The organism is Hyphomonas sp., assembly GCF_040882205.1.
Lineage (GTDB): Bacteria > Pseudomonadota > Alphaproteobacteria > Caulobacterales > Hyphomonadaceae > Hyphomonas.
In genome coordinates, this window is sequence record NZ_JBBEBT010000246.1 from 1 (window position 1) to 2717 (window position 2717).

At 65.2% G+C, this 2717-nt stretch carries 2 protein-coding genes and 1 tRNA gene; all 3 read left to right on the top strand.

The annotated features are described in order from the left end of the window. A partial coding sequence (locus WEA77_RS10405) for a hypothetical protein (RefSeq protein ID WP_368067812.1) occupies positions 1-481 on the top strand: 481 nt, incomplete at its 5' end. Positions 482-487: 6 nt separating this feature from the next. Then, on the top strand, positions 488-1918 hold the full coding sequence (locus tag WEA77_RS10410) for a heme biosynthesis protein HemY (protein WP_368067813.1): 1431 nt from the start codon (positions 488-490) through the stop codon (positions 1916-1918). Positions 1919-1991: 73 nt separating this feature from the next. Then, positions 1992-2067, top strand: a tRNA-Thr gene (locus tag WEA77_RS10415). The last annotated feature ends 650 nt before the right edge of the window (positions 2068-2717 follow it).

A 2717-nucleotide genomic window follows, 5' to 3' on the forward strand; every position in this document is an offset into this window, starting at 1 on the left:
CCTTGCCCTCTCCGCCATCGAAGCCGCCACTCGCCGCGGCACTGCTTTCGAGTCTGACTACCGCGCATTGCGCAATGCGCTGCCGCAGAACGAGGAGATCAAAGCCCTCGCGCCCTTCGTGGCCGGCGTGCCGGCGCTGACCACGCTGCAGGCCGAGTTCCCGAAGGTGCGCGCCGCCGTTCTTGCCGCCGCAACGCCGCCAGACCCCTCCTCCCGCCTCTCCTGGATTGACCGGGTGTTTGGCGACGCAGTCAGCGTCCGCCCCGCCGATGGCAAGCACGACGCGACCACCAGGGCGCTCGATGCCGCCGCCGCCGCCCTCACCGCCGGCGACCTTGCCACCAGCGTCCAGACACTTGCCACGCTCGACAGCGCCGCCGAGCGTGCCGCCGAAGACTGGACCCGGCGCGCAAACCGTCGCATCACGCTCGAAGATGCGCTGGAGGATGTCCGCCTCAGCCTTGTGGACGGAGGGAACTGACGGACCATGGGCCGCTTTTTCCTGTTCATCGCCGTCATCCTGCTCGTCTCGGCTGGCGCCGTGCTGGCAGCAATGGCTTTGAGCATGCCGGGCGAAGTGACCTTCCCGGTCGGCAATGAAATCGTCGCTGTGCATTCCGGCGCGGCCGCCATCGGCATTGTTGTCCTCGGCGGTATCCTGGCGCTCGGATGGTGGCTCGCCACCGCGCTGCTGGTCCTGCCAGGCCGTATCTCGAAAGCCCGCCGCATGTCGCAGACCCGCAAGGCCAATGCGGCGCTTGCCGAAGGCCTGCTTGCGGCGGAAGGCGGCGACTCTAAAGCCGCACTCAAACTTGCCCGCCGCGCCATGCGCCATGCCGAGGACGAGCGCCTAAAACTGCTCCTCGAAGCACGCGCCGCCGAAGCCAACGATGACTGGGCCGGCGCCGAACGGGCCTGGGGCCTTCTCACCCGCCTGCCCGGCGGCCAGCTCGCGGGCCTGCGCGGTGCAGCCACCGCCGCCTCCGAACGCGGCGACCTGCTGACCGCCGAAAACCGCGCCCGCGAAGCCCTCGCCCTCAAGTCGGACGCCGACTGGCCGTTCAATTCCCTGTTCGACCTTCAGGTCTCGAAGGGCGATTGGGACAAGGCCATCGAAACCCTTACGCACGGCGAGAAGCGCGCGCAGATCGAAGCGCTGAATGCCAAGCGCCGCCGCGCCGTATTGCACACAGCCAAGGCTGTGGGCCTTCCGCATACGGAGAAAATGGCCGCCCAGAAAGCGCTTGGCGAAGCCATCCGCTCGGCCCCTGATTTTCCGCCCTCCGCCTATCATGGCGCGCGCTTCCTGATGACCGACGGCAAGGTCAAGGCTGCGCAGGGCGTCCTCGAACTCGGCTGGAAGGCGCGGCCGCATCCGGCGCTCGCCCAAATGTCGCGCCGTCTGATCCCGCAGGATTCCCGCTTCAATATCGCAGCCCGCCTCAAGGGCCTCGCCGATTCCAACCCGAACCACCGAGAAAGCCGCATCCTGACCGCAGAGATCGGGATGGACGCCGCCGACTGGGTTGGCGCCATCCGCATCCTCGCCCTGCTCGTCGAGGAGAACCCGACCGCGCGCCTCTGCCTCCTGATGGAGCGCGCGCTGAAAGGCTATGGCGACCCAGTCGAGGCGCAGCGCTGGGGCCGCATGGCCGCCTCCGCATCGCGCGAAGCCGACTGGTCGGACATCGACCCGAAGGGCAATGCCTTCGACTTCGACCGCGCCGGCTGGAGCCGGATGGTCTATGCCTTCGGCGATGTCGGCGACCTCGTGCACCCGCGCTATGAGTCCTACGGCCGCGAACTCGAAGCCGGCCGCGTCCTCGCCCTGCCTCTGGCCGACGAAGGCCCGGTCACCCCGAAAGCCCCGCAAGGCCCGCTGACGCAGCCCCTCGACTATGCCCCGGACGAGGATTGAGGCGCCTTTACGCGCCGCAAAACTGGCCTTGCGCCCCCCATCCCCTGCCAGTATACGCGGGCTTCCGAAATGGGCCGCTTTAGCTCAGCTGGTAGAGCACCGCATTCGTAATGCGGGGGTCAGGTGTTCAAGTCACCTAAGCGGCACCATAAAAATCCATTAAAATCAAATCGTTGCGACGAGCACCAGAGTGATAATCCGGTCACTGATTTTTTGTGCCCGCACCATGTCCGCACGCCTCTCCGGTTTCCCTGTCGATGCGAGCGATCCCGGACCAGCGGTGGCGCGACAAATCTGGGTTGCATGACAAACCTACCGCCGACGATTCAATGGCTCTCGAGCGAGCCGTCCAATTGAGCTTGATCGTTGCCGGCAGCCGCTAAGCGGCAGCAATCTGACCGAAGCCAGACAGAGTTCAGATTTACGTATCAGGCAATTCATCGCCGATAGCGGTCATTCGCACGAAGTCTGCTATCCATGAAATTCGATCGTGTCCCGCAGCGTTCTCTAATCGCCATGGTCAAGTGCTGATCTATTTGCGGTTCGTTCTGCGGGCCGGGCTCTGGGGTTCTCTCCGCGGTCGCCGCTTGGGACGCCGCATATTAGCGTTCAGGGTTGGGTAGATCGAAGTGGTGTGCGCGGTCATTGCCGCAGCAATGGGAACGATCTTACCCTCGCTGAGCGTCCCGGCTGGAACGCATACTGGCGCGCTGAAGATCAGCGGTGGTTCAGTTCGGGATAACTATGCCATCGCCTCCTCCCGGAAGGGCGTATTGGTGCGCCACATGGCATGAAGGGT